31 protein-coding genes and 1 pseudogene are annotated in these 26,880 nt (G+C 61.0%); 22 read left to right on the top strand and 10 right to left on the bottom strand.

The genetic code is table 11. The features are described from left to right. The first annotated feature begins 8 nt into the window (after nucleotides 1-8). The 21 genes and pseudogenes from UB48_RS24115 (at nucleotide 9) to UB48_RS24220 (ending at nucleotide 16,876) form a co-directional block, all read left to right on the top strand. A complete protein-coding gene (locus UB48_RS24115; protein ID WP_045201449.1) occupies nucleotides 9-263 on the top strand; it encodes a hypothetical protein in 255 nt (84 codons plus the stop codon). A gap of 2 nt (nucleotides 264-265) precedes the next feature. Next, nucleotides 266-817: a hypothetical protein gene (locus tag UB48_RS24120; RefSeq protein ID WP_045201450.1), complete on the top strand. Its 552-nt coding sequence runs from the start codon at nucleotides 266-268 to the stop codon at nucleotides 815-817. 47 nt (nucleotides 818-864) lie between these two features. Then, a complete protein-coding gene (locus UB48_RS24125; RefSeq protein WP_240047884.1) occupies nucleotides 865-1,182 on the top strand; it encodes a head-tail adaptor protein in 318 nt (105 codons plus the stop codon). Beyond that, on the top strand, nucleotides 1,175-1,696 hold the full coding sequence (locus UB48_RS24130; protein ID WP_045201452.1) for a hypothetical protein: 522 nt from the start codon (nucleotides 1,175-1,177) through the stop codon (nucleotides 1,694-1,696). The genes UB48_RS24125 and UB48_RS24130 overlap by 8 nt, the downstream gene beginning before the upstream one ends. Nucleotides 1,697-1,717: 21 nt before the next feature. Further along, nucleotides 1,718-2,311, top strand: a complete 594-nt coding sequence (locus UB48_RS24135; RefSeq protein ID WP_045201453.1) for a hypothetical protein — start codon at nucleotides 1,718-1,720, stop codon at nucleotides 2,309-2,311. After that, a pseudogene (locus UB48_RS28250) lies at nucleotides 2,308-2,463 on the top strand (DUF2635 domain-containing protein); the annotation flags it as partial. The gene UB48_RS24135 and the pseudogene UB48_RS28250, both read left to right, overlap by 4 nt. An 89-nt stretch (nucleotides 2,464-2,552) precedes the next feature. Continuing rightward, nucleotides 2,553-4,046 (top strand): phage tail sheath subtilisin-like domain-containing protein, encoded by a 1,494-nt coding sequence (locus UB48_RS24145; RefSeq protein ID WP_045201454.1) that lies wholly within the window; start codon nucleotides 2,553-2,555, stop codon nucleotides 4,044-4,046. Nucleotides 4,047-4,103: 57 nt separating this feature from the next. Continuing rightward, the gene (locus tag UB48_RS24150; protein ID WP_045201455.1) at nucleotides 4,104-4,451 is read left to right on the top strand and encodes a phage tail tube protein; all 348 of its coding nucleotides are present in this window, start codon (nucleotides 4,104-4,106) and stop codon (nucleotides 4,449-4,451) included. Next, a complete protein-coding gene (locus UB48_RS24155; protein ID WP_045201456.1) occupies nucleotides 4,451-4,750 on the top strand; it encodes a phage tail assembly protein in 300 nt (99 codons plus the stop codon). The genes UB48_RS24150 and UB48_RS24155 overlap by 1 nt, the downstream gene beginning before the upstream one ends. Before the next feature lie 129 nt (nucleotides 4,751-4,879). Next, nucleotides 4,880-7,432, top strand: a complete 2,553-nt coding sequence (locus UB48_RS24160) for a phage tail tape measure protein (protein ID WP_052676566.1) — start codon at nucleotides 4,880-4,882, stop codon at nucleotides 7,430-7,432. Between the two features lie 2 nt (nucleotides 7,433-7,434). Further along, nucleotides 7,435-8,967 carry a DNA circularization protein gene (locus UB48_RS24165; protein WP_045201457.1) on the top strand — a complete coding sequence of 511 codons (1,533 nt, stop codon included), beginning with the start codon at nucleotides 7,435-7,437 and terminating at the stop codon, nucleotides 8,965-8,967. 4 nt (nucleotides 8,968-8,971) lie between these two features. After that, nucleotides 8,972-10,084 (top strand): phage baseplate assembly protein, encoded by a 1,113-nt coding sequence (locus tag UB48_RS24170; protein WP_045201458.1) that lies wholly within the window; start codon nucleotides 8,972-8,974, stop codon nucleotides 10,082-10,084. Then, entirely contained in the window at nucleotides 10,081-10,572 is a 492-nt protein-coding gene (locus UB48_RS24175; RefSeq protein ID WP_045201459.1) for a phage baseplate assembly protein V, read from the top strand. The genes UB48_RS24170 and UB48_RS24175 overlap by 4 nt, the downstream gene beginning before the upstream one ends. A gap of 7 nt (nucleotides 10,573-10,579) precedes the next feature. Next, complete coding sequence (locus UB48_RS24180; protein ID WP_177329188.1) at nucleotides 10,580-10,975, top strand: phage GP46 family protein; 396 nt, start codon at nucleotides 10,580-10,582, stop codon at nucleotides 10,973-10,975. Beyond that, complete coding sequence (locus tag UB48_RS24185; RefSeq protein ID WP_045201461.1) at nucleotides 10,965-12,005, top strand: baseplate J/gp47 family protein; 1,041 nt, start codon at nucleotides 10,965-10,967, stop codon at nucleotides 12,003-12,005. Before UB48_RS24180 ends, UB48_RS24185 begins: the two co-directional genes overlap by 11 nt. Further along, a complete protein-coding gene (locus UB48_RS24190) occupies nucleotides 11,996-12,592 on the top strand; it encodes a YmfQ family protein (RefSeq protein WP_045201462.1) in 597 nt (198 codons plus the stop codon). The genes UB48_RS24185 and UB48_RS24190 overlap by 10 nt, the downstream gene beginning before the upstream one ends. Nucleotides 12,593-12,598: 6 nt before the next feature. Beyond that, on the top strand, nucleotides 12,599-14,866 hold the full coding sequence (locus tag UB48_RS27135) for a tail fiber protein (protein ID WP_052676567.1): 2,268 nt from the start codon (nucleotides 12,599-12,601) through the stop codon (nucleotides 14,864-14,866). 11 nt (nucleotides 14,867-14,877) lie between these two features. Next, entirely contained in the window at nucleotides 14,878-15,489 is a 612-nt protein-coding gene (locus tag UB48_RS24205) for a tail assembly chaperone (protein ID WP_052676568.1), read from the top strand. 52 nt (nucleotides 15,490-15,541) lie between these two features. Continuing rightward, complete coding sequence (locus UB48_RS24210; RefSeq protein WP_045201463.1) at nucleotides 15,542-16,162, top strand: glycoside hydrolase family 19 protein; 621 nt, start codon at nucleotides 15,542-15,544, stop codon at nucleotides 16,160-16,162. Beyond that, the gene (locus tag UB48_RS24215) at nucleotides 16,159-16,665 is read left to right on the top strand and encodes a DUF2514 family protein (RefSeq protein WP_045201464.1); all 507 of its coding nucleotides are present in this window, start codon (nucleotides 16,159-16,161) and stop codon (nucleotides 16,663-16,665) included. Before UB48_RS24210 ends, UB48_RS24215 begins: the two co-directional genes overlap by 4 nt. A 1-nt stretch (nucleotide 16,666) precedes the next feature. Next, nucleotides 16,667-16,876, top strand: a complete 210-nt coding sequence (locus UB48_RS24220; RefSeq protein WP_045201465.1) for a hypothetical protein — start codon at nucleotides 16,667-16,669, stop codon at nucleotides 16,874-16,876. Between the two features lie 220 nt (nucleotides 16,877-17,096). Here UB48_RS24220 and UB48_RS27810 read toward each other — a convergent pair whose 3' ends face one another. From UB48_RS27810 to UB48_RS24260, 10 genes are all read right to left on the bottom strand, one after another. Next, a complete protein-coding gene (locus UB48_RS27810; protein ID WP_156160238.1) occupies nucleotides 17,097-17,888 on the bottom strand; it encodes a hypothetical protein in 792 nt (263 codons plus the stop codon). A 71-nt stretch (nucleotides 17,889-17,959) separates the two neighbouring features. Further along, nucleotides 17,960-18,496, bottom strand: a complete 537-nt coding sequence (locus UB48_RS24225; RefSeq protein ID WP_045201466.1) for a fimbrial protein — start codon at nucleotides 18,494-18,496, stop codon at nucleotides 17,960-17,962. Between the two features lie 8 nt (nucleotides 18,497-18,504). Beyond that, nucleotides 18,505-18,936, bottom strand: a complete 432-nt coding sequence (locus UB48_RS24230) for a pilus assembly protein (protein WP_177329182.1) — start codon at nucleotides 18,934-18,936, stop codon at nucleotides 18,505-18,507. 71 nt (nucleotides 18,937-19,007) lie between these two features. Beyond that, nucleotides 19,008-19,490: a fimbrial protein gene (locus tag UB48_RS24235; RefSeq protein WP_052676570.1), complete on the bottom strand. Its 483-nt coding sequence runs from the start codon at nucleotides 19,488-19,490 to the stop codon at nucleotides 19,008-19,010. Nucleotides 19,491-19,500: 10 nt separating this feature from the next. Continuing rightward, entirely contained in the window at nucleotides 19,501-20,019 is a 519-nt protein-coding gene (locus tag UB48_RS24240; RefSeq protein ID WP_045201468.1) for a fimbrial protein, read from the bottom strand. 95 nt (nucleotides 20,020-20,114) lie between these two features. Then, entirely contained in the window at nucleotides 20,115-20,858 is a 744-nt protein-coding gene (locus UB48_RS24245; protein ID WP_045201519.1) for a fimbria/pilus periplasmic chaperone, read from the bottom strand. Nucleotides 20,859-20,893: 35 nt separating this feature from the next. Beyond that, on the bottom strand, nucleotides 20,894-23,383 hold the full coding sequence (locus UB48_RS24250) for an outer membrane usher protein (RefSeq protein WP_275560737.1): 2,490 nt from the start codon (nucleotides 23,381-23,383) through the stop codon (nucleotides 20,894-20,896). Nucleotides 23,384-23,427: 44 nt separating this feature from the next. Beyond that, nucleotides 23,428-23,976: a fimbrial protein gene (locus UB48_RS27815; RefSeq protein WP_156160240.1), complete on the bottom strand. Its 549-nt coding sequence runs from the start codon at nucleotides 23,974-23,976 to the stop codon at nucleotides 23,428-23,430. Nucleotides 23,977-24,046: 70 nt separating this feature from the next. Further along, nucleotides 24,047-24,601: a fimbrial protein gene (locus tag UB48_RS24255; protein WP_045201470.1), complete on the bottom strand. Its 555-nt coding sequence runs from the start codon at nucleotides 24,599-24,601 to the stop codon at nucleotides 24,047-24,049. A 166-nt stretch (nucleotides 24,602-24,767) separates the two neighbouring features. Then, nucleotides 24,768-25,397 (bottom strand): response regulator transcription factor, encoded by a 630-nt coding sequence (locus UB48_RS24260; RefSeq protein ID WP_045201471.1) that lies wholly within the window; start codon nucleotides 25,395-25,397, stop codon nucleotides 24,768-24,770. Between the two features lie 211 nt (nucleotides 25,398-25,608). Between UB48_RS24260 and UB48_RS24265 the strand changes: the two genes are divergently transcribed. After that, on the top strand, nucleotides 25,609-26,805 hold the full coding sequence (locus tag UB48_RS24265; protein WP_045201473.1) for an EAL domain-containing protein: 1,197 nt from the start codon (nucleotides 25,609-25,611) through the stop codon (nucleotides 26,803-26,805). Nucleotides 26,806-26,880: the final 75 nt, after the last annotated feature.

Genomic DNA, 26,880 nt, shown 5'->3' on the forward strand with positions numbered 1-26,880 from the left:
AACATCCTATGAGCAAAACGATCGTTACTTTCGAGAAAAACTGGCGCGGCTATGCCGCCGGTGAAACCGCTGGCTTTGACGCTGGTGTTGCTGAAAGCTTGATCGGATCAGGCTATGCAGTAGAAGCGGGCAAGCCGGCTTCGAAGAAAGGTAAAGCCGGCGCTGACGGCCCTGCACCTGCAAGCAAAAAGCCTGAGAACGAAGAGGGCTCAGCGCCCACCGGCAAGGCCAATGAGCAGGTGGACGAAAGCGGGAAGCCGTAATCATGGCTCGCCGCATCGCCTATACAGGGGCGCCGGTGCTGACGCTGGAGCAGGTGGCATTTCAGTGCAGGGCTGAGCCGGAGGACCTGCAGCCAGAGCTGATCGATCAGATCATCATCCCCGGGGTTACCGCCCAGGCCGAATCAAAGACCGGGGCAGCCATTCGAGAAGCGGTTTATGAGGAGGACTGGCCAGCGTCGTATCCGTCGGGGCATTCGCTGGATGTTGGCCAGGTGGTTGCCGTTGAATCGGTGCTGGCCGTCGGCGATGCCGGGCAGGAAAAGGCATTTGAAGGGAGGGTAGAGCTCCGCCAAGGAGGCAAGGAGAGCTATCTGATCTTTCCGGGGGGCAGACCTGAGGGCCGGCTGCGTATTCGCTATCGCGCCGGGGTGGACTTGAAGGCGCACCCGGGTGTTTTGAGCTGGCTGCTGATGGCCGCCGAAACCGCCTTTACGCATCGTGGGCTGATGGTCGTTGGCCAGTCGCTGACCGAGTTGCCGTCGAGCTTTATCGACCATCTGATAGCGGACATCACTGTCCCGCCCAGATTTTAGTCATGGCTCTCAGGGAGCCCGCAACGGGCGAATTAAACCGGCGAGTCATGATTCGGCAACGCACCGATAAGCCGGCTAAAGACTTCGGCTTGGACTCGGCTTTCAGTGGCGAGGTTTGGCGCTGGGCATCCATTTTGCCTGTTGGTACCGCTGCGTACGCTGCTGGAGTTCAGCTGGATGCCAAGGTCACTCACCGCGTTACCTTTCGCTTTCTGGACGGTATCTCAGAGGATCATGAGGTGGTGCACGGGGCCAAGATTTACAGGGTGCGTCGCGTGGCTGATCTGAACGGAGCCCATCGCTTCACGGTGTTGGAAGTGGAGATGATCGGCGGGGTGACCGCTGGAGGGGGCGTTTATGGCTAGCCGTTCTTCGGTCGAAGGCTATGTGCACTTTGAAGGCTTTGACAGTTTCGAGCGCGACGCCTTCGACAAGTCCAAGATCCGCGCGGCGATGCGTAAAGCCGGCCGCCTGGTCACGCAACGAGCGCAGATGAACCTAGCGCTTGGTAAAGGCCAGGACGGCTATCCGGTCAACCGCACGGGCGCGACCCTTGAATCGATCAACTTCAAGGTGTCGCGGGCCGGCTTTCTCGTGCGGATCGCTCCGCGCAAGACCAGCTCCATGAAGGAGTTCTATCCGGCCTACCTGCATTACGGGGTCAAGAAAGGAAACCGCCCCGGAAAGCTTGCACCAGGCATGGGTAAAGGCAAATCGAACCGCCGAGCCAAGGGCGATAGGGCGCTGGCCCTTGCTGCCCGTGCCGCCGCTGGGTGGCGTATTACCCCCCGCGACAACTACATGGCTGATGCCTTGCAGGATTCCAGATCATCGGTGCAGGCGCTGCTATCAGCTGCATTTGCGGCCGCCTTGAACTGACCTCAAAAACCGGAAACCACGATGAGACTAAATGTGATCGTCGCGCATTTGCGCGCCTACTGTCCGACGTTTTCCACGCGGATTGCGGCCGGTATCGACTGGGATGCTGTCGCGAGCAGTTCCAAGCTGCAGCACCCATCGGCCTATGTGATCGCTTCCGACGATCAGGCAGAACCGAATGATCTGCAGACCGGTGTTCGCCAGGTTATTTCAGATGGATTCGACGTGGTTGTTGTGTTGGACACCAGCGATGAACGTGGCCAGGAGGCCGCGCAGGATCTGCACGAACTGCGCGCGGAAATCTGGCGGGCACTGGTGGGGTGGAAACCTGGCAGCGAGTACGACGCCATCACTTATGGCGGGGGCGCGCTGATCTTCATCAACCGAGCCCGGGTGATCTACCGCTACAGCTTCAGCGCTGAGTTCCAGTTGGGCCGAAGTCGCGATGGCGATCCGGCTGAGACGTGGCACGAGCGCGAGCTTGACGGCCTGCCTCCGCTGGAGGGCATCGATATGCGATACGACTTTATCGACCCGCTGAGGGATCCAAACGCGGCCCCCGGCGGGCCTGACGGGCGGGTCGAACTTGAAACCCGAGAGGACTTGAACCCATGAACCTGATTCACGTGAAACCGGCGCCGGGGCGACTCTGCCCTATGCCGGAAAAGGGCGGCCAGCTGCTGCCAGAGGCGGGCGATAAGGTGCCCCACGACGCGTACTGGCAGCGCCGTATCAACGACGGCGACGTAGTGCGCGTCGAAGCTGCGCCGGCGGAAAGCCCGGCCGTAGAGCCCGAACCTGTGCCGGCGCCTGAGCCCGTCACTCAATCCAAGCCAGCCCGAGGGAGTAAGGCGCAATGAGCGTAGGTTTCAGCAACATTCCGGCCGATATCCGCGTGCCGCTGTTTTATGCCGAGGTCGACAACTCGCAGGCCAATAGCGGCGCCTCGACCCTGCGCCGGCTGCTGGTCGGCCAGGTCAACGACGACGCCGACAGCCCCGAGATCGGTAGCCTGGTACTGGTGGCCCGCACCGCCGAGGCCCGCGCTATCGCGGGTGACGGCTCGATGCTGGCCGCCATGCACAAACAGCACCGCGCCATTGACTCGGCCGGCGAGGTCTGGTGTTTGCCGCTCAAGGCAGTTGGCACGCCGGCGAAAGCCGACGTTACCGTAGCGGGCACGGTTACTGTGGCCGGCCTGGTCAATCTGTACATCGCCGGGCAGCGCGTGCGGGTCCCAGTCGTTGCCGGCGCTACCGCTGACGTGGTGGCCGCCGCCCTGGCGGAGAGCATCAACGCGGCGCCTGACATGCCGGTGAAGGCCACGGCAGAGGCCACGGCGGTGAAGCTGGTGGCCAAGTTCTCGGGGGAGCTGGGCAACGACATTCAGCTGCAGCTCAATCGCCTGGGCCGCAACAACGGCGAGGTCACCCCGGCCGGCCTGGCGCTGACCATCACTGCCATGACTGGTGGCACCGGAACGCCGGACATTGCCGAGGCCCTGGCGGCTCTGGGTGATGAGGAATTCGAGTTCATCTGTCAGCCCTGGACGGACACCGCGACGCTCGATGCCTGGAAAGTCGCCATGGATGACAGCGCCGGGCGCTGGTCCTGGGCAAAGCAGCTGTATGGCCACGTCTACACCGCCAAGCGCGGCACGCTGGGCCAGCTGGTGGCGGCGGGGCGCCTGCGTAATGATCCGCATGTGAGCATTCACGGCTGTGAAAAGGGTGTGCCCCAGCCGGTCTGGGAAATCGCGGCGCAGTGGGCCGCGCGTACTGCCGTGTTCATCAGCGCCGACCCGGCGCGCCCGACGCAAACCGGTGCGCTGGCAGGCATCGAGCCGGCGCCGTCGAGCGAACGCTTCATGCTGACCGAGCGCCAATCGCTGCTGACCAGCGGCATTGCCACGGCCTGTTACACCGGCGGTAACTACCGCATCGAACGCGCCGTTACGACCTACCAGCGTAACGACCTGGGCCAGCCGGATGACTCCTACCTCGACAGCGAGACGCTGCACCAGTCGGCGCACGTTATCCGCTACCTGCGCGGGATCATTACCAGCAAGTACGGGCGCAGCAAGCTGGCCAACGACGGCACTCGCTTCGGCGCTGGCCAGGCAATCGTCACCCCGCTGGTGATCCGGGGCGAACTGATAGCCGCCTATGGCGCGCTCGAACGCGACGGCATTGTCGAGAACAGCGAGCTGTTCAAACAGTACCTGGTGGTCGAGCGCGATCCGCGTAACCCCAACCGTGTCAGCGTCCTGTTTCCGCCGGATCTGGTCAATCAGCTGCGGGTGTTCGCCCTGGCGTACCAGTTCCGCTTGCAGTACCCCGAAGCGGTGTAACCCTTTTCGTACAACTCCAGCCCGCCACGCGCGGGCTTTTTTATGGGAGATCCCTTCATGGGTCAGAAAGTCGCGGGCACCTGTTACGTCAAGGCCGACGGTGAACAGCTCACGATCACCGGCGGCGTGGAATGCCCGCTGTCGGACAAGAAGCGCGAAACCATCACGCGGGGCTTCTACAAGGAAGAAGACCTGGTGCCCTACATCAGCGTCGATGCGGTTAAAACGCCCAACTTCCCCCGGGCCAAGTTGGCCAACGCCACCAACATGACCATTACCGCCGAGTTGGCCGACGGTAGTAGCTACGTGCTGAGCGGCGCGTATCTGGTTGATGAAACCAAAGTGACCGGCGATGACGCAAAAGTCGCGCTGAAGTTTGAAGGCATTGCAGGAGACTGGCAGTAATGAGCACCGTAACCCACAAGCTGAACGCCCCCATTCAAGCCCACGCCGAGGAAGTCACTGAACTGAACCTGCGCCGTCCGACAGTGCAAGAGGTCCGGGCCATCAAACTTCTGCCGTACACCATGGGCGAAAGCGGCTACCCCATTGCAGATGTCGAAACCGCGTCGAAGTACATCGCCGTCTGTGCCGGCATCCCGCCCGGCTCGGTTAACCAGTTGGACCTGTCCGACCTGAACACCCTGGCGTGGATGGTCATTGGTTTTTTCATGGCCCCCGCTTCAGCTCAATCGACGGACTGATCGAACTGGCCTACGACCTGGCCTGGTACTGGAAAGTCAGTCCGGGTGAGGTCACGGCCTGGCCGCTCGACGTGTTGTTCGAGAGTGAAGAAAACGCCTGGCGAATTCAGGCGTTAGTAGGGGGCGGCAATGGCGGATAAGTTCCAGCTCAAAGCGCTTATTACCGGCGTCGACAAGCTGTCGCCGGTGCTGGGCGGGGTTCGCAAGAATGCGGCCAACTTGCGCAAGCAGTTGAACAGCTCGGGCCTTGGCAAGATCACCTTCATGGATGCGATCCAGGGCGGGGCCATCGCGGCCCCGTTTGTCATGGGGGTGCAGGCTGCCATGGGCTTTGAAAGCGCCATGGCGGACGTGAAGAAGGTGGTTAACTTCGATTCGCCCGAGCAGTTCAAGGCCATGAGCGACGACGTGCTGGGCCTGTCCGAGCGCCTGCCGATGGCGGCCGAGGGCATCGCGCAGATTGTCGCCGCCGGCGGTCAGTCGGGCATTGCCCGGGAAGAGCTGAATCAGTTTGCTGAAGACGCGGTGAAAATGGGCGTCGCGTTCGACCAGACGGCCGAACAGTCGGGCAGCATGATGGCCAAGTGGCGAACGGCCTTCAAAATGAATCAGGCCGAGGTGGTCACCCTGGCCGACCAGATTAACTACCTGGGCAACACCGGCGCGGCCAGCACGGGGCAAATCTCGGCGATCCTGACGGCCATTGGTCCGCTGGGTGAGGTGGCCGGGGTCAGCGCTGCGCAGTTGGCGGCGATGGGCTCGACCCTGGCCGGTGTGGGTATCGCCCAGGACGTGGCCGCCACCGGCATCAAGAACTTCATGCTAACGCTCACTGCAGGCACTGCCGCGACTAAATCGCAGGCCCAGGCCTACAAGTCGTTGCGCCTAGATGCGAAGGAAATCTCCAAGGGCATGCAGACCGACAGCGAGGGCACGATTAACCGCGTGCTGCAGACGCTGGCCAAGGTCGAGAAAAGCAAGCAAGCGGCCGTGCTTACCAACCTGTTCGGCAAGGAATCGGTAGGGGCCATTGCGCCGCTGCTGACCAGCTTGAACACGCTGCAGAAGAACTTTAAGTCTGTCGGCGACGAAAGCGAATACGCCGGATCGATGCAGGCGGAATACACGGCTCGCGCGGCGACCACGCAAAACGCCATGCAGCTCCTGCAGAACCGGGTTACCCGGTTGGGCATCACGGTTGGCAGTGTGCTGCTGCCGCCGTTTAACGAGTTCATGGCCACCGTGGGGCCGATCATTGGCAAGGTGACCGAGCTTGCCGCTGCCAACCCGTGGTTGATCAAGGGCATTATCGGCGCGGCTGTGGGCTTTACCGTGCTGCGCCTGGCCACGGCAGCGGCAACCGCTGCGCTGACGCTGATGAATGGCGTTGCCAGCATGAGCCCGATTGGCCTGGTGGTGCGTGGCATCGCTTTGGCTGCTGGCCTGGTGATCGCCAACTGGGCGACGGTGGCGCCGTATTTCGAGGCCATTTGGGCGCGGATTCAGGGGCCCGCGATGGTGGTATGGGGCTGGATGAAAACGGCCTTTGCCTGGTCGCCGCTGGGGCAGATTATCGCCAACTGGGAGCCGATCAGCGGGTTCTTCGGCGCCCTGTGGGAGCTGGTCAAAGCCTTCTCGGTGCCGTTCTTCGACTTTCTGAAGTCGGTGTTTGACTGGTCGCCGCTGGGTCTGATCATCAAGCACTGGGAGCCGATCACCGGATTTTTCCGCAGCCTATGGGAGAAGCTGCGACCCATCATTGAACCGATGATGAAGTTCCTTGGCTTCGAGTCTGATGGTGCTGATGGTTCCGGCGTGGTCAACGCGGCGACGGATAAGGTCAATGCCTGGGCCGAGGAACAGAAGGCCCGTAACGCAGCCAAGCACCCGGCGCCGGGGCAACTGGTCAAGCCGATTGCGCAGGCGCCGGAGTTGATGCCGGCGGCAACCAGCGTGGCCAGTTTGTTGCGTGCGCCAGGGGCTGAGGCGCCTGCAGCACCGCTGCCGCTGCTGAAGCCGCAACCGGTACCGCAACCGCTGCCGGTATCGCCGGCGGCCGCTACGGCGCTTCCAGATGCCGCCAAATGGCCGCCGGCACCGCCGCCGGCGGTCGCCGCTGCTGCAGTGCCGGCACCGGCGCCGCCCAGGCTTGCCCTGGTGCCCAAGGTGGGCCCGCAGGACATGCTGCCGGAAGCCGAACAGCGGCCGGGCGCTGCCCAGGTGCCCAAGGCTGAGGCGCCCAAGGTTCCGGCCCCAGTGCTGCAGGTGGCCCCGCCCAAAGTGCCGAGCCCGGTGCTGCAGGTGGTTCCAACCAAGGCCCGGGAACTGGCGCAACACCCTGCACCGGCGCCGCTGCCAGCGATGCCGAAGGTGCCGCAGCTTGAGCAACCCAAGGGGGTGACCCCGGCGGACATGCTCAAAGCCGCCCAGGCGGCCCAGCAGTTGGCCCAGCCGCCACGCTCGGGTGCATCGGCGGGGCAGTTAGCGGCAGCAGCCAGTTTGCCAGCCGCGCGCGGGTCGTTGGTGCAGCAGGCGGCGGCCACGCAGAAAACCAATCTGGAAGGCTCCATGCTGGTGCGCTTTGAGAACGCCCCGGCGGGTATGCGCGTGGACCAGCCTCAAACCAATCAACCCGGCCTGACGGTAACCCCGCAAGTCGGCTACCGCTCGTTGAGGGGGTGACAATGGAAAGAACCTGGCGGGATGAGCTGCACCCGGCATCCTTTCGCGGGGTGCCGTTTCATGTGGACAGCGACGCCATGCCGGTCGGCCGGCGCACGCAGTTGCATGAGTATCCCCAGCGGGACAAGCCGCTGGTTGAGGATATGGGCCGGCGCACGCGGACGACCAAGCTAACGGCCTTTGTCATTGGTGATGACTACCTGATAAAGCGTGACGACCTTCTGAAAGCGCTGGATGAGCCGGGCCCGGGGGAGCTGGTGCACCCCTGGTTTGGGCGCATGAACGTAACGGCGGGGGATTGCGAGGTCACCCACGAGCGGCGCGAAGGCGGTATGGCGCGCTTTGACCTGGTGTTCATCGAAGCCGGGGAGAAGGGTTTCCCGGCCGGGGTGCCGAACACCGCTCGGCAGCTTGAGGAATCATCGGAAACCCTGCTTGAGTCGGCAATCAGTCGATACAAGGCAGCAATGTCGGTGGTAAATCGGGCGCGCCTGGCGGTGGTGGCCCTGCAAAACGGCATTGCCGGCATTCAGATGGCGATCTATCAGGAATTCGGCCAGCTGGTCGCCCTGGTCGGTTCCGTCGAGGCGCTGGCTGACATGCTGATCAACGCCCCGGGCAACTTCGCCGCGATGATCCGGGCGCAGTTTGCCGATATCGGCGGCCATTCGCGTTCCTCGGGCTACCGCTGGGCGCCGTCGTCGGGCGGCTCGGGCGGTGCCGGTGGGTCGTCGGGTGGTGCTGGTAGTGGCGCTTCTGGCTCTGGTGCCGGCGGCACTGGCGGCACTGGCGGCACTGGCGGCACGGGTGGCGGCGGTGGCGGATCGAGCGGTGGTAGCGGCGGCAGTGGAGGGGGCGGCAGCGGCAGCGCGGCGGCCGGCCTCGAGGCCGACCCGGAGTTTGCCCGCACGGTCGCCGGCCTGGCTGAGGTTGAGCCGGTCTTTACCACTTTCGTGACGGCAACCCGGGATATCACCGGCCAAGTCGAAACGGCCAGGGCGCTGGCCGCCGAGGCTGCTACCGACAAATCGATCAGCAACACCGCCGGCGGCGCGGCTACGGTCGCAGTCGTCAAGGCGGCCCGCGAGCTGGTGCGCGACGCCTTGCTGGTGCTGGCCGCGCGCACGGCGGCGGTTATGCCGGTGATCGCTGCGCCGGCGCCGCTGCCGGGTAGCCCGTCCCTGGCCCAGCAGGTGGCGGCGCCGATCCAGCGCCCGGAGGTGCCGGCAGCCGATGAGGTGGTGCTGATTCGTGACGCCATCGGTGCCGCGCTGTGGGAGGCGGCGCAGACCGCATCGCATGATCACTTTGAGGTGCTGGAAGCCGTGCGCAAGCACGTTACCGGGCACCTGACCGAGGTGGCCCGTTCGGGCGTTCGCCTGACCGAGGTGACGACGCAGGAAAGTTTGCCGGCGTTGGTGCTGGCTTATCAGTGTTTCGGCGACGCCACGCGCGCCGGCGAAATCGTTACGCGTAACAAGGCCATACACCCGGGCTTCCTGCCGCCGGGTGTGTTGACCGTCGCCCAGGATTAAACCCATGGACAACCTGAACGCTGTCACGCTGAGCGTGAACGGCCTGGATTATCGCGGCTGGACGAAAGTCAGCATCAGCGCCGGGATCGAGCGGCAGAGCCGAGACTTCAAGCTCGACGTTACCTGGCGCTGGCCCGGCCAGGACACCGAAATACCGGTGCGCCAGGGCGACTACTGCCAAGTGCGCATTGGTGATGACCTGGTGCTATCGGGCTGGATCTACAGCACACCGGTTAGCTACGACAGCAAGTCGGTCAATCGGGCCATTGCCGGCCGCTCGGTTACTTCTGATCTGGTCGACTGCTCTGCGATCAACAAGCCCGGGCAATGGCGCGGGCAGAGCGTGCAAAAGATCGTCCAAGCCCTGGCCGAACCCTACGGGGTGCAGGTGCTGAGCCAGGCCGCCGAAACCACGAAGTTGGCCGATCACAGCATCGAGCCGGGAGAAACGGTGTTCGAGTCGATTGACCGCCTGTTGACGCTTTCCCGGCTGCTCTCGACCGACGATGCCCGCGGCCGCTTGGTGATCATCCGGCCGGGGAGTGCCGGCCGTGCGGTTGACCGCCTGGAGCTGGGGCAAAACATCCTCACCGGCTCGGCCGCTCTGGACTTTTCCGGGGTGTTCTCTGAATACCGGGTGACCGGCCAGCGCTCGGGCACCGATGAGGAATTCGGCGAAAAGGCCTCGGAGGTGAGGGCGTCGGTCAATGATCCGCGCGCCACGCGTAAGCGGGTGCTGCTGATCCACGAAAGCGGCCAGATGACGCCGACGCTCGCCGAGGCGCGGGCCAACTGGGAACGCGGCAACCGTATGGGCAAGGCGTTGACCCTGCAATACAAGGTGCAGGGGTGGCGGCAGTCCAACGGCGCGCTATGGCTGCCCAACATGGTCGTGCGGGTGGTCGATGACCTGATCGGCATCGACCGCGACATGTTGATCAGCGAAATCGAATACAGCCTGGACGAGAACGGCACGGTGGCCAACATCACCGTAGGCCCGCCGGATGCCTTCGACCCCGAACCGAAAGACCCGCACAAAGCCCGCAAGCTGAAGAAGGGCGGCAAGGCGGACAACTTCGAATACCTGATCCCCGCTGACTGGAAGCCTGGCACATGAGTGGATTTAAAAACTTCCTGGCCCGGGGCGTGCTGTCGCTGGTGAACGCCGGCAGCAAGATGCAGGGCCTGCAAATGCGGCTGACTGCTGATGAAGTGAAAGACGGCATGGAGCACTTCGAAACCTACGGTCTGACTTCAAATCCTAAGCCCGGCGCGGAGGCCCTGGCGGCCTTTCTGAACGGCGACCGCTCGCATGGGGTAGTGATTTGTGTGTCCGACCGGCGCTTTCGCCTGCAGGGGCTCAAAAGCGGCGAGGTGGCGTTGTACACCGACGAAGGCGACTACCTGCACTTCAAGCGTGACCGCGTGATCGAGGTCAGCACGCTGACCCTCAAGGTCAAGGCGGAAACGGCGGTTGAGTTCGACACGCCGGTCATTCGCACCACGGGACGCATCGAATCGGCCGGCGACCAGATCGCCGCCGGCGTGAGCACATCCCTGCACGTTCACGAAGGCTCGGACAAAAAGCCGGTACCGGAGGGCTGATATGGCATTGCTCAATGACGACGCGTGCGAAAGCGCCTGGCGCCGGGCGGCGGTGATCAGCCTTTTGACCTGGCGCCGCGCCGAGGCTGACGACCGCTTGGACGACAGCGAGCGGTATGGCTGGTGGGGCGACAGCTTCCCCACCTTGGCCAATGACCGCATTGGGTCGCGGCTGTGGCAACTGCGCCGGCGCACGCTGACCGCCGACACCGAGCGCGACGCGGCGGCCTTCGCCCGGGAGGCGCTGGCCTGGATGCTGGAGGACGGGCGGGTGACCAGCGTTAGCGTAACGACCGCGCGCGGGGTGGACCGGCTGAACATGCTGGTGGTGCTGTCGATGAAGGACGGCACCGCCATAGACCTGAAACTCGACAATCTTTGGCAGGTGATCAATGCCGTTTGAAACCCCGACATTACCCGGGCTGATCGCTCGGGCGCAGGCCGACTTGGCGGGCTCCAGCGCGCTGCTACGGTCTGACGCGGAGGTGCTGGCCCGGGTGCTGGGCGGCGCCTCCTTTGCCCGCTATGGGCATCAGGAATACATCGCCGCGCAGATCCTGCCCGACACGGCCGATGAAGACACACTGCGCCGCATGGCCCGCGCGCGGCTTAAGCGTGACCGCCTGGCGGCAGTAGCGGCCAGCGGTACCGCGACCTTTACCGGGGCCGTCTCGGCGCTGCTCGATGCCGGCACGCTGCTGCAGCGTGATGACGGCGCACGCTTTCGGGTGGTGGCCACGGTCAAGCTGAGCGCCGCCCAGGGCGTGGCCAAGCTGGAAGCCCTGGAAGCCGGCCTGCTGGGCAACACCCCGGCCGGTACCACGCTACGGCTTATCAGCCCGGTGCTCGGGCTCAATGAGGTCTTTACCGTTGAGGAACCCGGCCTGCAGGGCGGTACCGAGCAGGAGAGTATCGAGACGCTGCGCGGTCGGGTGATCCGCTCTTATCAGGTGATCCCGCACGGCGGCAGTAAGGACGATTACGTCACCTGGGCGCTTGAGGTGGCCGGGGTGACGCGGGCCTGGGTGGTGCGCCGCTGGATGGGCCCGGGCACGGTGGGGGTGTTCTTTGTGCGTGACGGCGATATCGACATCATCCCCAACGCCGAGGCCTGCGCGAAGGTGGCGGCCTACATCGAGAAAGAACGGCCGGTAACGGCTGAAGTGTACGTGCTGCCGCCGGCGGAAAAGCCGGTTCAGTACCAGCTCAAGGTTACCCCCGACAGCAGCGCGGTGCGGCGGGCGGTCGAAGCGGCGTTGATCGATCTGCACAACCGCGAGTCGGAGTTGGGCGCCGAGCTGCTGGCCACGCATATCAGCGAAGCAATCAGCGGCGCCGCCGGCGAGCGGGACCACACCCTGACTGCGCCGGTGGGCAACGTATCGGCCGCCGCCCATGAGCTGCTGACCTATGGGGGTGTGCTGTGGCTGTAAGGACGGCAGAGGACTACCACGGGCAATTGCGCGCGCTACTGCCCCCGGGCCCGGCCTGGGACCGTGAGCTTAACCCGCAGGTGGACGCGTTGTTGGCTGCCGCCGCCCAGGAGCTGGCCCGCGAGGATTTGCGGGTGGCGGACCTGCTGACCGAGAGCGAGCCGGACACCGTGCGCGAGCTGGTACCGGACTGGGAACGGGTCATGAAACTGCCTGATCCCTGCCTGGGCGAGTCGCCGACCTTCGATGACCGGCAACTGGCGGTGCGTCGCCGGCTGGTCGAGGTCGGCGGCCAGACGCCGGCGTACTTTGTCGAGCTGGCTTTCAGCCTGGGTTACATGCAGGCCCGGGTGGTCGAGCACAGCGCACCACGCTTTGGCCGGTCGCGTTTTGGCGCCGCGCACTTCGGGACGTGGACCGCCCAGTTTATGTGGACCCTAGAAACCGGGCCGCGCCTGCGCCTCGGGCGCCGCTTTGGCGCGAGCTACTGGGGGCAACGCTTCGGGATGAACCCAAGCGGCGCCCTGGAATGTGTGATCAGGCGTTCGGCGCCGGCGCACACCCTCGAATTCATTCAATACGGATAAACCCTGATGGACTACCCCAAGAGTACGCCCGGCGTTGGCCTGGTGGACGGCAAGTTTGTGGACGAAAACCCAACCCTCGGCCAGATCGGTTCGCTGATCCCGGCGCATTGGGGCAACGCTGTCACGGAAGAGATCCTGAACGTGATCCTCTCGGCCGGCATGACGCCGACCGAAGGCGACTTGAGCCAGCTGCTCAAGGCGATTCAGACCATCACCGCGACCGATGCCAAGCGTTCGGTACGCTGCGCGACCACGGGGCCTATCGCCCTGAGCGGCCTGCAGAACATTGATGGCGTGAGCGTGTTGGCCGGGGACCGGGTGTTGGTGAAGAACCAAGCCAACGCGGCACAGAACTGGATCTACACCGCCGCTGCCGGGGCCTGGGTGCGGGCTCAGGACGCCAACGAAAGCGTTGAATGTATCCCGGGCCACCTGGTGCCTGTGCAGAGCGGCACGGCCAACGGCGGCACTACCTGGCAGCTGACCAACCTGGTGCCGCCGACGCTGGGCAGCACCCCGCTGAACTTCGCCCCGGCCTTGGGGCGTACTGGAGTGGCTGCAGGTGAGTACACCAAGGTCAAGGTAGCCGCTGACGGCCGCGTACTGAGTGCATCGAACCCGGACACGCTCGCCGGCATGGGCATTACCGATGCGTTGAAAATTGGCCAAGTGGGCTTGGACGCCACGAAAGCGCCGGCACTGCCTGACTTCAAGGCAATTGTGCCGGGTGGCTTCTACCAGGCAAACGGTGCGGGGACGTCGGCGCCGACGCCCAACGCTCCGGCTGGAACGGGCTCGGTGCTGCTGGGGGTTATTGCCAGCACGCCGCGTGCCGACATGACGAACTTTATCGTTTTTGAATACGGGCACCGGGTCTGGTTTGGCGAGTTCGCCAAGCCCCCGGGAGGCCCCGAGTCAATGAAGTGGTCGCGGGCACTGACTATCGCTGACCTGGAGGCAATCAATACCGCGCTGGCCAGCAAGGCACCGCTCGACAGCCCGAGCTTTACCGGCGCACCGAAAGTGCCGACCGCTGCAGCGGCGGCGAATGACACCCAGATTGCGAACACCGCCTGGGTTAAAAGCGTGATCAATGGCGTGATCGGCGCCGCCCCTGGTGCGCTCGACACGCTGGTCGAGCTGGCAAACGCACTGGGCAACGACCCAAACTTTGCCACGACGATGACCAACGCGCTGGCAAGTAAGCAGCCGATGGATAACACCCTGTCGGCTCTGGCAGCGCTGAGCACTGCAGCAAATCAGATCATTTTCAGCACCGGCGTTGATCAGTTCGCTATGGCGCCGCTGTCGGCACTGATGCGCGGGCTTCTCGGCGCCGCTGATAGTGCAACAGCGCGGGGCACCCTGGGCGCTGCAGCGGCGTCGCACACCCATGCCATGGCGGACATCTCAGGCCTGGCTGCAGCACTCACGGCAGCCAGTGGCATGAATCAGGGGCCGGTCGATCAAGACCCCAACCTGGCCGTGAATCAGGTGATTCTGACCAATCACGCCAACACGCCGGATGACAAGCACTACTGGCATATCACTACGACGTTTTACGGGTACCTGGCCCCGGGAGCGAACCGCTCTCAGTTGGCCATCCAGTACGACCAGGGTAATGCCGTCTATGCCCGTAGCTGCTACGGGGAGCAGTGGAATACCTGGACGCGGCTCGACAACAACACGCCACCTGGCACCATTGTTTATTTCGCCTCGAACACTCCGCCGCCCGGCTATCTCAAGGCGAACGGTGCGGTGATCAGTCGAACCACCTATGCGGCGTTGTTCGCGGCAATCAGGGTGTTTGGCGGTGCCGGCGATGGCCACAGCACCTTCAACGTACCGGACCTACGCGGGGAGTTTATCCGCGGCTTCGACGATGGGCGTGGTGTTGACCCGGGGCGCCTAATTGCCTCAATTCAAGCCAGCCAGAACGCGAATCACGTGCACGGCGGTACGGTTTCCGCTGCCGGTGGGCATGCCCACTCTGTGAGCGGAACCGCCACCGCCGTCGCAAACGCCGCTGACCTGGTAGGGGTGGGGGGCTTCGGTAGCATCGCCCCGGGAGAAACCGCTGCATCGCTGGCGGGCAACACCGCCGGGGTTACTGCATGGAGGAATTTCACTTCTTCTGGTGGTAACCACGCGCACCCCGTGGTTGGCTCTGCGGCTGCTGTGGGTGACCACGTTCACGGCGTAACGATTCACGCAGATGGCGGCAACGAAGCGCGCCCGCGCAACATCGCGCTGCTTGCCTGTATCAAATACTGAAGAGGCCTCTAATGGACGCTCCAATCATTTACAACGCACACCCTGAAACCCTGCAGTACATCGGCCAGGGTTTCGCAGACCCGGACCCGCTCGACGCCGAGCACTGGTTGATTCCGGCGTATGCCTACCTTGATACGCCGCCTGGGTCCGTGCCCGGCCATGCCGTGGTTCGTGATCTGGCCCGCAACGTCTGGGCCCTGGTTGAGGACAACCGGGGCACCGTTTACGAGGTGGCTACCGGCAATGCAACGGAGCACAGCGCCCTTGGCGAGCTGCCTCCCGAACTGACCCGCCAGGAATACCCAGGCGAATTCTATTACTGGGACGGCGACGCCTGGGTACTGGATACCGTGGCGCAGAACGAGAGTATCCGCGCCGAAGGGCTGGCTTTGCGCGAAGAGAAGTTGGCTTATGCCTCGAAGCGCATCGCGCCCCTGCAGGATGCGGTAGACCTCGGCGAGGCCTCAGCGCATGAGCAGGAAGCGCTGCTGGCCTGGAAGCGCTATCGCATCGCCCTGAATCGCCTGGACCAGCAGCCCGATTACCCCTTGTCAATCGACTGGCCGCCAAGCCCCGACGATGCTACCGCGCCGCCGCCACAAGAGACGGAACACACCCAATAGAGCCCCGCATCGTCGGGGCTTTTTCTTTTCTGTAGTACGAGGTTTGAAAGTCATGCCAATCACAATGCAGCAACTTCTGCAGATCCTCCCGAACGCCCGCCCAGTCGCGGGCATTTTTTTGCCTGCACTGAACCGGGCCATGGCGCGCTACAAGATTGACAGCCCGGTGCGCGTGGCGGCTTTCCTGGCTCAGGTCGGCCATGAGTCGGGCCAGCTGCGCAACCTGGTGGAGAGCCTGAACTACAGCGCCGAGGCGCTGGTGCGTATCTGGCCCAGCCGGTTCACCGCGGAGTCGGCAGCCGCCTGCGCGCGGCAGCCGGAGAAGATCGCCAACATCGTGTACAGCGGGCGCATGGGCAACACTCGCCCGGGGGACGGCTGGCGGTACCGTGGACGCGGCCTGATCCAGCTCACCGGTCGGGGGAACTATGCCGGCGCCGGCGCCGGCCTAGCCCTGCCACTGGAAGAACAGCCCGAATTGCTCGAGCAGCCGGAGCACGCCGCCCTGTCCGCCGCCTGGTGGTGGTCGACCCACAGCCTCAACGAGCTGGCCGACGCCGGCCGCTTCCGGGACATCGGCAGCGTGATCAACACCGGCAAGCCTGGCCGGGTACCGCACGGCGCCGCTGAGCGAAAGGCCCTGTATGACCGCGCGCTGAAGGTGCTGGCGTGATCACCTGGCGCACAGCGGCATCGCTGGCGCTGGTGCTCTGGGCGTTCTGGGGCACCTACGAACACGGCCGCTCGACCATGGATGCCGAATGGCAGGCCCGCTGGGCCGTCCGCGATGCAGGTGATCAGCAGGCCTGGGCGCAGGAAGAGGCCAGGGCCCGCAGTGAAGAGCAACGCCGCGCAGCGGCACAGGAAGAGGCGAGAGCAAATGCCCGGGAACAAGAACACACTGCAGCTGCTGGCGCTGATGGCGCCGATGCTGCTGGCAAGCGCCTGCACGACGATGCAGCCCGATATGCCGCCGCCGCGGGTAAGCGCACCGCAGATTCCACCGCTGCCGCCCGAAGCCAGGCAGCCACCCGCGCCGCCATGGTGCTCTCCGACCTGCTCGCACGGGCTGATGCCCGAGCGGGAGAGCTGGCGAAAGCGTATGACAGATCGAGAATAGCTGGGCTCGCGTGCGAGGCGTCCTATACTGCGCTGATCAAACAGGCGGAGCGGTAGCGTGAAGAAGACCTTGGCGGGAGTTGTTGAGGCTGGCGAGCCGCTGATTCAGCAGGCCATCGATGCACAGCGGCGCTACCAAGCTGCCCTAGACGCCGGTGAGTCAGCGGCAGAAATCGAACGCCTGAGGCTGAAGTCCGAGTCGCTGTACCAAACTGTTACTGAGTACCAGTTGCGGTCGCTTGGCGGGCCTGCACGCTCGTTGCATTAGGTCAGTGTTCGCCAGCTATTAAATGCGTCGGCTTTTATTTCAACCAAAACTTTGCGAGAGCGCTCAGGGGCGATGGATAAGCAGTTCTAAATATTATTAGGAGGCAACTAGTTGCGGAGGGAGAAGTTTCTGAGTGCGGGGTAAAGCGCCCGCGACCGACTTACAGGATAGTGACGACGGTAATAGAGCGCTTTTACACCTGGTTGCTCTCTCACCTATATCAAGGCGGAGAAACGGTAATCACCGTGGAACCGGAAAATGCACCCGGTAGGACGGTCCCGCGGGTAACCAGAGTCGAGGTGATGTTCAGTGGACTGGCCAGTCCACCGTCCACTGGGATATTGATACCTTCCGTCGCATCCTTGCCGTTTACCGTGATTTTCGAATACAGGCTGTTGTCGCTTCTAAGTTGTACGCCGAAACTGTTTGTTCTGGATGCCGAGACTGTAACGCTGGCCGGACCTAGACACTTTAAGGAGAGTTGAGTCGAGGCCTTTACACCGTCCAGGGCATTGTCAGGCAGATTTTTATGGTTGATCGTGGGGTTGCCCTTGATCTCGCACTTCAGCGGCGGCGTAGCAACACGAGTGCATGGACCGAAAAGACCTTTGTCCCCTCCAGCGCCGTTCCCGACTTTCGAGTAGGTAAAAGTGACGCAGAGTTCATTGCCAGCGTTTTGATATGGAACTAAAATCGAAGAACTCAGTGGTATCCAGAATGCTTGACCCAGGCCAAGTAAATCTAAGTACAGAAGGTACAAAGACGCGCTGCCACCAGTTTTAACTGGCAGCTCCCAAGTCCTATAGTACCACCCTACTGGGTCATAGATTCCAGGGCGTTTGTTTACGGCAATCGAAACTCTACAGATCGTTTCACCCGGCGCGTACTGCATGCAAGGGTTAGTCTCTCCATAATCCTGGGACCAGTCTTGCACTGTAAAGGAATAACGCACTCCACCCGGCTCGTATTGAGTTTCAGTAGTATTAATGACAATAGCAGCTTGTGCTTGCATCGGAGCACCGCATAGCAGCAGAAATGACAGGGCGCTGAGGAGCGCAGTTGCGTAAGGTATTTTCAAGGTAATTACTCGTAACTCAAGGCAAAAGTCAGGGACCCTGTAAAGTCGCCTAACCCAAGGGTTCGATTGGCCAGCACCTCGGGCTCACCTTGAAGGTAAGCCTTGAAGCTGACTACGTTGTCGCCGCTGGATAGTTCTCCCATGCGGTGGGTTTTGTTCAAAGGCATGGACGTGCCACTGGTGGTCTCAAGCCCCACCATCAGGCCGTGGACAGTGGCGCTCTCGAGCATGAGTAGCCCAGGGGGCTCGGTGCTTTCGTTGCCATTTGCGCTGAGGGTGATGCTGACCATGCGCTTGCCTACGTCCAGGTCGCAGTTTGTTAGGCGCAGGTCGATGGGGTACCCCAATGTTCTGCCGTTGAGATAGAGGTCCTTGTTGACCACGGACTTGAAGTTCAGTTTGAACAGTTCGTCTTCCGCTACAAGTACACAAGGTTCATTTACCAGGGTGCCGGAGAAGTGCAGATTGTCTTCTGCCTGCGCCGTAGGCAACCAAAGGCTGGCGGCAAACCAGGCGCTCAGGGTCATAGCCCACTTGCCCATAAATCCTCCTAATAGAGCTCGGCCATCAATAGCGCCGAAGCGGTGAAGCCGATACTGGGCAACGCCGCGCCGGTAAGTTTGACCGGTACAGCTTCCAGCAGAGGTGGTTTCGATGCGTAAACATCGATTTCCCGCGGTTGGTTGGGAATCAGTGCGGTACCATTCAGTAACACCCTGATACCTAGGTTGTTCACCGAGGTTTTGAGCGCGGTAGGATCGAAGTGGACGGCGTCATCCGCATGGAGAGTCAAGCGCATGTGCCAGGTGATACCGGCACCGGCCGCCCCCGGGCACTCGATTTGATAAGGAATCACCTGGCGATAGCGTTCGCCATCGATGCGATTGACCGCGATATTGCGCTCGAAGCGCACGTCGATACGCCCGCCCTTATCGCTGACGGTGCACGCGGGTGGTGCCTGCAGGTTGCCGGTAAATTTCATGTTTTCCGCCCGAACGCACTGCAGGGGCATAGTCACGACTGTCATGATGAGAAAAAAAAACCGTAGGATATTCATCGATAATCCACCACTAGGGTTGCACCAGCATTAAAGCTGCCGGCTTGGACCACACTGTTTCCTCGCTTAACTAGGACGGCTTGTAGCTTCGGTTTTTTGCGGGAGTCGAATTCAGCCCAAGTATTAAGTGCAAGCGGCGCACCATCTTTTTTTAGCGCAATGCCGAGATTGTCATAGCCCCGTACCACCAGCAGCGCGGGATCGAAAGCAGGGTCACCGCGTACCTGCATGCGCAGCTCATTGGTCGCCGAGCGGCTGCAGTCGAGATCGTAATTCAGGCTAATGGTCTTGTATTTGCCATCGATGCCTGCGGTCTGCACATCGCCAAAGGGGCCAGTGATGGGCTTGTCTCTATTGATCACGCAAGGAATCGCTGCATATACGAAACCTTCGATCGTCACCACCTGCTGCTCGTCAGCGTGCGTTGTGAATGCACAACCGAGCAAGATGGCCAGCAGTGTGGATCGTACGATAGTCATTGAAGGTGCCTCAGTCATACGCCAGGCTCACATTCAGGCTGGCGCGGAAGTCGCCTGGGCTTAAGGGAGCCGCTGTACGCTCAGGGCGGATGTAATAGGTCAGCTGGTTATCGCCTGGCGAGACGAACCAGGCCGGGGCGGTTCGGCCCAGGCGCACGTCGCGGCCCTGGATATCCAACAGGCGCAATCCGAAACCCTCGGCCCCGACCACTTTGATGAGTTCGGGGCTGTCGACATCGGCCACGGCGTTAAACGTAAGCGCTAGGACCGGCTCGATGGCACTCCAGACAAGGGTTCCATGCTGATTATCCCGCCTACCGCCGTCACTGCGCACACAGCCCTGCAGCTTGAGGTGCAGGGCCACAGGAGTACCTTGGTCGCCCACGCGCAACAGTCTGGCGGTGCTCAGGTCGCCCAGCGACAGGGTCTGATAGGTGGAGCGCGGGTCCAAATAGCAGGCGCTTTCAAGCAAAGTCCCGGTCACTTGAACCTCGGCCGTTTGCGCAAGGGTGCCAGCGGCGTGAGACATGGTTGAAACACTTGCGCTGTAGAGCAAGGCTGCTAGGCAGCTACGGGTTCCAGGCATCATGGTGTGCACTCACTTGATACAACAGGGCTCGGGAGTCAGTGTTTATTGTCAACGGGACTGGCAGTACAGGTGCTAGCCGAACAGCTGAACTGCAATTGCGGGCGACCGCCGTAGTCATTGACGTATGTCAGTACCGGTTTTTCGCCCAGCGCCTTGCTGCTCAAACCCAGGTCCTGCTGGGCTTTGGGGGCGATCATTAAGGGTTTGAAACCGGTTACAGTGTCGCTCTTGGGGGCGCGCGTCGCGTCAATGACAGTGATGTAATAGGGTGTCGGATTACTGAGCAGATAGCGGTCGTTCTGGCGGGTCAAGGTGAGTTTTTCCTGCCAGGGTGCTTCATTCATCCCGCGCTTTGGAGCAATTGCCGCCGGCCGATAGAACAGTTTGACCCGCGTCTGCAGGGCAATTTGCAAGGTGTTAGGTTTATCGCTGCGTGGCGGAATTTCGCGCAGGTTGAAATAGAACAGCGATTCGCGATCCTGGGGGAGCTGGCTCAGTTCAGGTAGGCCTTGAATCTTCACCTGACTGTTGGCATCTGCTTCCAGACGCTGGATCGGCGGTACTACTACCAGCGGACTGGTGATTTTCTCGGCTTGTTCGTTCTCGATCCAGGCTTGGGCTAGGTAAGGCAATTGGCCGTTCTGATTACTGATGCTGAGGCTGACAGATTTTTCGCTGCCGGTAAAAATCACCCGGGTGCGGTCCAGTGAAACGGCAGCCAGGCTGGTTTGTGCGGTACACGCACCGATTAAGGCGAGCAGGGGCAGGGTGTTACGCATGGAGCTGAAATTCATAAAGGTACCTGTTGAAAAGATTAAGCGGCGGAGCTATCCGCTTCGCTGACGGGCTGACAAAGCAGCTCCAGTTGTCGCTCAAGCGATGTAACTCGGTCGGGCAGGGTGATCTGGCAACGCGCGGCGCCGTCCCAATGCACCGACATGGTTTCGCCCGGCTTCATGCCGCTCAGGTAAGTCGATCCTTCTTCGCCGACAATGCCGGTTTCTTGGCCGCGACTGTTCTTTGCGGTCGCCCCAAAGGGCGGGGCGCTGCTATTGGTCATGCGAATGATGACCATGGCCTTGTGGCCGGCGATCACATCGAAGCGGCGGTAGCCAATCGCGCCCTCTGTCAACGTGGCCTGAATAATTGACCGAGTAGCTTCGACATCGTCGGCCAGGTCGTCTAGGGCGATGTTGGCCTGGTTGCGGTAATAACTGTTGACGTCTGTAAGCACCGCCTTGCCGAAGCGGTTGGTGCGACTAACCCCGCCGTTACCGCGCACCGGGACGCCTGCCACCCCCTGGGTGTCAACTAGCAGCCGGGTGCCACCTAGCACGCTGCTACGGTGCAGTGCCGCACCCTGGCCGGTCAGCGTGGCGCCGCCTTGCAGGGATAGGCCGGCCGAGGTGTACTCACCGGCTTGGTAGCTGGCACTTGCCACTACCTGGGCTTGGTCACCATCATGAGACAGGTAGCCACTGGCGGTTGCTCCGCTTGAGGCCTTGCCGGTGCTGAGCATGTAACGGCTACGCTCATCGAGACTGTCGTAGTAACTTAGGCTGTGGGCGCTTTCTCCGCGATTGACCGATGAGCTGTAACTGAATGAACCGGTGCTGTCCCAGGGAATACTGACCGACAGGTAGGCGCCGTCATCGGAGATTCCGTTTGACTTGTTCTGGTACGCGGTCAGCGACAGGCTAAGGTTCTTCAAGCCCCCCACATCGAAATAGCGCGACAGTGACAGGCTGTAACGATCGCTCGCCTGGCTGTTCCAGTAGGTCTGGTGGTTGTAGTTGAGGTACACGCCGAGCGAGTAGTCGCGGAACTGCTTGCTTAACGTTGTGGTGTAAAGCTCCTTGCTCTGGTTCAGCGGCTGGCCGCCCCGGCGAGTTTCGATGAATTCGTTCATGCTCATGTAGTTCTCCTCGGAGAACCGGTAACCGGCGAATGTGACCTGGCTGTCGTACTCGTCAAAGCGCTTGGAATAGCTGGCACGGTAGGACTTGCCGCTGAGCGTATTGTGCTCCGGCAGCGTCGCCCGCGACTGTGTGATATCGAATGACAGCGCACCGAAGGCCATCAGGTCGCGGCCCACGCCCACGGCCAGTGAGCTATAGTCCTTGGCGCCGAGGCCGCCACCATACAGCGACCAGCCATTGCTCACGCCCCAGGAAAACTCCCCGGTGGCGAAGGCCGGGCCATCAATATTATGCTCCCAGTCGGAGGGTTTGCCGGCTGCTAGCTTGTAGCGCACTGTGCCCGGACGGGTGAGGTAGGGGATGCTGGCAGTGTCCACCTGGAACTCCTGGACGCTACCGTCTTGTTCTTCGACGCGCACATCAAGCTGGCCAGAAACCGCATCGTTGAGATCCTGTATTCGAAAAGCACCCGGCGGAACCTGGGTGTCGTAGAGCACTCGGCCTTGCTGGCGAATTACCACGCGTGCGTTGGTACGCGCTACGCCGCTGACTTCGGGGGCGTAGCCCCTGAGGTTGGGGGGCAGCATATTATCGTCGCTGCTCAGGTTGCCGCCTGTGTAGCGGAAACTGCCGAACATGCTCGAGTCCAGGTAGTCTTCGCCAAGAATCAGGCTCGAGCGCAGTGACGGCACGGCACGCAGCGCATAAAAGCGGCTCCAGGAAAATTGCTCTTGAGATGGCTGGCCAGTACTGCGTTGCATCTGGCTTTGCCAGTCACCACGCAAACGCCAGGCGCCTAAGTTGACGCCGGCGGTACCGTTGCCACTGAGGCTGTCGCTTCGACCTTTTCCGCTCTTTCGATCAGTGGTCTGGGCGTTGAAATTGTAATCGAGCAGCACTCCGGAAATCCCTTCGTCCCAGCGCGAGGGTGGATCCCAATTAGCCGCCGTGTATTCCAACTGATCCTGGGGAATGCTCAGGTACAACCCCGAAGTGCCCAGGTCGCCGCGTGCTTGCATGCCTGGAACACTACTGAGATCAAGGCAGGCGCCGTCGTGCCACCAGGTCAAGGTTTTGACAACCTGCTCCTTTAAACCCAATTCGCTGACCAGCGCCGGCGAAAGACAGGCAACACTGCTCTTCGGATCGTCTTGGGCAGGAAAATATGCAATGGGGAACTCGCTCAACGTATCGCGGTTCACTTGTACCAGCAGGGTATATTGACCAGGCATGATGAAGTTGGCCGAGGCAAACACCCCTAGATCAAGATTCTGACGATCCTTGACGTCGAGTACATCGGTGTTGAATTGGAATTCTTCGGCCGCATTTGCCCACGCCGCCACAAAGTACATTGCAGTGGCAGCTAGTACCTTACGATGATCCACGTGACTAAATCCTTGAGCGCTACTGCACAATAAGTATTGGCATTTCAGAAGTGCTGAATACTCAGCTTGATCGTGGCGTGATAATCGCCTGGTTCTAGAGCATGTCCGCTACCGACGAGATTCATCGAGTAATTAAGCATCAGCGTGTCCGTAGACGTTGTGCTGTGCTCGAGTAGCATTCCAGGTGAAATCAACTTCCCTTGTTGATCTTTTATCTGTAATGCAATGCCTCGGGCAGCGCCCTGAACTCTGAAGTGTTTTCCTTCACGTTCGCTTTCAAATGTCAGTCGGAAGCGTTGTGAGGGATCGCCATCGGCGCTTGAATTCGAAGAAATGCAATCGCTGATGTAAATGTTCAAGGTTTGTTGATTAGAGGCAGCGCCACGCACCAGTCCATTCAGTGCAGTCGGTTTAAAAGCGATGGCCTGATTGGCATTGCCCACACGGATGCTGCATGCGCTGTCGACAATGCTTCCTAGCAGTTGTACTCGCCCCTTGAGCGCATCTCCAGGCAATGGCTCAGCGGCACGAGCGGGATCACCAAGCCTGAACAGCGCCAGCGGTATTAGTAGCACGGCGGTTGAGCGAATCATGTAAACCTCCGCAAGCACCCAGGAGCACACACTGGCTGTGTGCTCCTGGTCACCTCAATGACGACGCGTGTTACTGATAGTCGAGGGTGAAGTTGGCGAAGGTTTCATAGGTGCCGGGAACGATAGCTGCCGGTACTGCTGTGCCACCACCTGCTGGAGTCTCCATGTCTCCCTGCAGATAAGCGTTGAACTGTAGGAAGGTGTTGCCATCGGACAGCGGCTGTGCAGGTGAATCGGTACCGAGCTTGATCAGCGTGCCAGTATGGTCGGCAATCGCAAGGCTTGCGCCTCGGGCGGAGCCGCGGATGGCCAATAGGTCAGCGTTGCCTGCTGGCGAACCGGTGAACTTGGCGGTGGCGGATTTCAGAGTGCCAAGCTCACAGCCGATCAAGTCGATTTTAAATGGAGTCAGATGGGATTTACCGCCGTTCTTCAGGGCAACGTTGGAGATCTGGTCCATCTCGACTGTCTGATAGGCCGACTTTTGAGAAATAGAGCAAGGCGCATCGATAATCGAACCTTCGAAGGTGATTCTTCCGTGACCTTTATCGGCTGCGAAACTTGCTGCAGAGGTTACAGCAAGGGTAGCGGCAATGATTGCGCCAGCCAACGAACTAACTTTCATCTGATACTCCTAGTATTGATATTTAAGCCCTTGAAGGGGACTCGATGGAACACTCTTTCTGCTCGGGTATCTGTGTACCGTTGAGCTGGAGCAAGTCTAGGAGTGGAGAGGGAAGAAGTGAGTAGGACGTTGCTGATGCCGGCCTAGGAAATTTCCTACAGGTCAGTTAAGTGCCGGTCAGTGCATTGCGTTTGGCGAACTCAGCGAGGTCAACCAGTGACGCGGCACCCAGTTTTTGCAATAGACGGGTTTTGTAGGTGCTCACAGTTTTATTACTGAGAAATAGCATGTCGCCAATCTGTTTGTTGGAGTAGCCTTGGGCCAGATATTGCAAAACCGTCACTTCCCGATCGGTCAATGATCGAATCAGCTCAAGCTCTGATAGCTGCTCCGCAGTATTTACACTGTCAAACGTCAGCGTGGGGAAGAAACTATAGCCAGCATCCACTGCCTTGATTGCGGTAATCAGGCTGCCAAGGTCTTCTTCTTTGTTGACGAAACCACGAGCTCCTAGCTGGATGCAGCGTCGGCACACCGAATCGGCAGGTTGCGAGGTCAGAATGAGAATCTCGCTACGCACTTTCAGAGCTTTAATCCGGGAAATAACGGTAAAACCGTCAAGCTTGGGGATGCCGATATCGAGAATGACCACTTGTGGGGTGAGATCGCGTACCAGCTGAACCGCATCGACGCCATTGTCAGCTTCACCTACCACGCGCATGCCGTGCTTTTCCAGTAGGACCCGGACGGCGAGTCGAATGACCGGATGATCGTCAACTATCAGAACGCTATGCATAGTGTGAATTTACCTTGAGAACGCACTTGTTATGGAGCGGTACAGCCTAGTCAGCAGAAGGTTAACACCATTAGCGGTGCAGGACAGTGCTGTACTTGCTGTCAGCTCAGCTTCGGAAATTTCCTAGAGAGTAGAGGAAATCTCCCATAGAGATGGAGGATTTGCGCCTTGCACAATGTGTCTCCTTCAATTGCGTGCGTGTAAACCTTCGATGCAAGACATGACTGTTCTGGTGCTGGAGGATGACCCCTTCCAGCGTCTGGTCACTGTGACTGCGCTAGAAAAAGTGCTGCCGGGACCTATTCTACAAGCGGCAGACGGCCTTGAGGCGGTTGCTGTGCTGTCCGCCTGCGAGGCTGTGGACATTGCCCTCTGTGACCTGAAAATGGCCGGCATGGATGGCTTGGCGTTTCTTCGGCATGCCAGTAGCAGCGGCAAAATCGGCGCTGTGGTGCTTTGCAGCGAGCTGGACCCGGTTTTGCGTCAGGCCACGGTGGCGATGATCCAGTGCCTGGGCCTGAACTTTTTGGGCGATATGGGCAAGCCGTTCAGACTGGAGGGGTTCAGACAAGTAGTCAAACGTTACCGGGAACACTGCAGTGCCGTCCCCAGGGTGTTGTCGCCTGCCGAGCTACCGACCCTCAGCGAGGTGCAGCAGGGCTTGGACAATGGTGAGTTCGAGGCCTTTTACCAACCCAAGGTCACCCTGAAGGAACAGTTACTGGCCGGCGCCGAAGTGCTTGCGCGATGGGCCCACCCCCAATGGGGTGTGCTGTCCCCCGCGCATTTTTTACCGGTGATGGAAGAGCACAACCTAGTCAACCGACTGTTCTGGCAGATGTTCGAGCAGGGCCTGGCCCTGCAGCAAAAGCTAGCTGCACAGGGGCAAATAATCAACTTGGCGTTCAACCTGCATCCGGCACAGCTGGCCTGCGCCGCGCTGACCGAGCGCATCACGATGCTGATCAAACGATCGCATGTGTCGGCGGCAAGCGTGATGTTCGAAATTACCGAGTCTGGGCTTATCAGTGCACCGGCAAGCAGCCTTGAGAATCTGGTGCGGTTGCGTATGCTCGGCTGCGGCTTGGCGATGGATGATTTTGGCGCCGGCTATTCTTCTCTGGATCGACTCAGTGAGCTGCCATTCAGCCAGATCAAGCTTGATCGTGCGTTTGTGCGCAAGATGCAAAGTCAGCCCAAAAGCGCTGCGATCATCAGTTGTTCTGTGACGCTAGCCCAGGCGTTAGGCATTTCGTTGGTTATCGAAGGAGTAGAGACTATTGAGCAACAGGAGCGCCTGATTGAATTAGGCGGCACCCTTGCCCAGGGCTTTCTGTTTGCCCGGCCGATGCCGGAAAGTCATTTTATCGACCTCTGCAAGCAGCGCAATTTGCTAAGCGGCGTCTGAAGAACGGGCGGCGGTAAACACTTTCAACTACTATTGCGCCACTCTTGGCGGCAATCATCAAGCTCTTTCGGTTGT

Source organism: Pseudomonas sp. 2(2015) (genome assembly GCF_000955865.1).
Taxonomy (GTDB): Bacteria; Pseudomonadota; Gammaproteobacteria; order Pseudomonadales; family Pseudomonadaceae; genus Aquipseudomonas.

Coding starts and splice junctions, on each gene's coding strand:
- UB48_RS24115 (WP_045201449.1), top strand. CDS start 9: ATGAGCAAAACGATCGTTACTTTCGAGAAAAACTGGCGCGGCTATGCC.
- UB48_RS24120 (WP_045201450.1), top strand. CDS start 266: ATGGCTCGCCGCATCGCCTATACAGGGGCGCCGGTGCTGACGCTGGAG.
- UB48_RS24125 (WP_240047884.1), top strand. CDS start 865: ATGATTCGGCAACGCACCGATAAGCCGGCTAAAGACTTCGGCTTGGAC.
- UB48_RS24130 (WP_045201452.1), top strand. CDS start 1,175: ATGGCTAGCCGTTCTTCGGTCGAAGGCTATGTGCACTTTGAAGGCTTT.
- UB48_RS24135 (WP_045201453.1), top strand. CDS start 1,718: ATGAGACTAAATGTGATCGTCGCGCATTTGCGCGCCTACTGTCCGACG.
- UB48_RS24145 (WP_045201454.1), top strand. CDS start 2,553: ATGAGCGTAGGTTTCAGCAACATTCCGGCCGATATCCGCGTGCCGCTG.
- UB48_RS24150 (WP_045201455.1), top strand. CDS start 4,104: ATGGGTCAGAAAGTCGCGGGCACCTGTTACGTCAAGGCCGACGGTGAA.
- UB48_RS24155 (WP_045201456.1), top strand. CDS start 4,451: ATGAGCACCGTAACCCACAAGCTGAACGCCCCCATTCAAGCCCACGCC.
- UB48_RS24160 (WP_052676566.1), top strand. CDS start 4,880: ATGGCGGATAAGTTCCAGCTCAAAGCGCTTATTACCGGCGTCGACAAG.
- UB48_RS24165 (WP_045201457.1), top strand. CDS start 7,435: ATGGAAAGAACCTGGCGGGATGAGCTGCACCCGGCATCCTTTCGCGGG.
- UB48_RS24170 (WP_045201458.1), top strand. CDS start 8,972: ATGGACAACCTGAACGCTGTCACGCTGAGCGTGAACGGCCTGGATTAT.
- UB48_RS24175 (WP_045201459.1), top strand. CDS start 10,081: ATGAGTGGATTTAAAAACTTCCTGGCCCGGGGCGTGCTGTCGCTGGTG.
- UB48_RS24185 (WP_045201461.1), top strand. CDS start 10,965: ATGCCGTTTGAAACCCCGACATTACCCGGGCTGATCGCTCGGGCGCAG.
- UB48_RS27135 (WP_052676567.1), top strand. CDS start 12,599: ATGGACTACCCCAAGAGTACGCCCGGCGTTGGCCTGGTGGACGGCAAG.
- UB48_RS24205 (WP_052676568.1), top strand. CDS start 14,878: ATGGACGCTCCAATCATTTACAACGCACACCCTGAAACCCTGCAGTAC.
- UB48_RS24210 (WP_045201463.1), top strand. CDS start 15,542: ATGCCAATCACAATGCAGCAACTTCTGCAGATCCTCCCGAACGCCCGC.
- UB48_RS27810 (WP_156160238.1), bottom strand. CDS start 17,888: ATGCAAGCACAAGCTGCTATTGTCATTAATACTACTGAAACTCAATAC.
- UB48_RS24225 (WP_045201466.1), bottom strand. CDS start 18,496: ATGGGCAAGTGGGCTATGACCCTGAGCGCCTGGTTTGCCGCCAGCCTT.
- UB48_RS24230 (WP_177329182.1), bottom strand. CDS start 18,936: ATGAAATTTACCGGCAACCTGCAGGCACCACCCGCGTGCACCGTCAGC.
- UB48_RS24235 (WP_052676570.1), bottom strand. CDS start 19,490: ATGACTATCGTACGATCCACACTGCTGGCCATCTTGCTCGGTTGTGCA.
- UB48_RS24240 (WP_045201468.1), bottom strand. CDS start 20,019: ATGTCTCACGCCGCTGGCACCCTTGCGCAAACGGCCGAGGTTCAAGTG.
- UB48_RS24245 (WP_045201519.1), bottom strand. CDS start 20,858: ATGCGTAACACCCTGCCCCTGCTCGCCTTAATCGGTGCGTGTACCGCA.
- UB48_RS27815 (WP_156160240.1), bottom strand. CDS start 23,976: ATGATTCGCTCAACCGCCGTGCTACTAATACCGCTGGCGCTGTTCAGG.
- UB48_RS24255 (WP_045201470.1), bottom strand. CDS start 24,601: ATGAAAGTTAGTTCGTTGGCTGGCGCAATCATTGCCGCTACCCTTGCT.
- UB48_RS24260 (WP_045201471.1), bottom strand. CDS start 25,397: ATGCATAGCGTTCTGATAGTTGACGATCATCCGGTCATTCGACTCGCC.
- UB48_RS24265 (WP_045201473.1), top strand. CDS start 25,609: ATGCAAGACATGACTGTTCTGGTGCTGGAGGATGACCCCTTCCAGCGT.